This is a genomic window from Aliivibrio sp. A6 (genome assembly GCF_028765505.1).
Lineage (GTDB): Bacteria > Pseudomonadota > Gammaproteobacteria > Enterobacterales > Vibrionaceae > Aliivibrio > Aliivibrio finisterrensis_A.
This window is the reverse complement of the sequence record NZ_JARACR010000152.1, coordinates 1-353: the sequence shown is the minus strand read 5'-3', so window position 1 is coordinate 353 and position 353 is coordinate 1. Positions and strand designations below refer to the sequence as shown.

General features: G+C 35.7%; 1 protein-coding gene and 1 pseudogene. Both read left to right on the top strand.

Features of this window, described 5'->3' with window-relative positions; genetic code table 11:
• On the top strand, positions 1-237 hold a 237-nt coding region (locus PVK70_RS18970), incomplete at its 5' end, for a type II toxin-antitoxin system RelB/DinJ family antitoxin (RefSeq protein ID WP_274441727.1).
• Positions 230-353 (top strand): annotated as a pseudogene (locus PVK70_RS18965) (type II toxin-antitoxin system YafQ family toxin); the annotation flags it as partial. The gene PVK70_RS18970 and the pseudogene PVK70_RS18965, both read left to right, overlap by 8 nt.

Sequence of the window (353 nt, the reverse complement as noted above, 5' to 3'; positions counted from 1 at the left end):
AAACTTGCTTTCACTAGCATCTGCGGTGAAGTTGGTCTAAGCACATCACAAGCAATTAAACTGTTTGCTAAAGCTGTCATTAACCATGGTGGTATTCCATTTGATCTACGAGTTCCGCAACCAAATGAAGTTTCTGCTGCTGCGATGAAAGAACTTGTTGAAAATAAAGGACATAAAGTTAACTCTATAGATGAGATGTTTTCTGAGCTCACTGAAGGCAAAGTGACAAATGTATAACCTAGAATACTCAACCCAATTTAAAAAGGATTTTAAGAAGATAACTAAGATGCCAATCTCCGATATCATCGAAGTTGGCAATATCATCTCTAAATTACAAAGAAATGAAACATTAG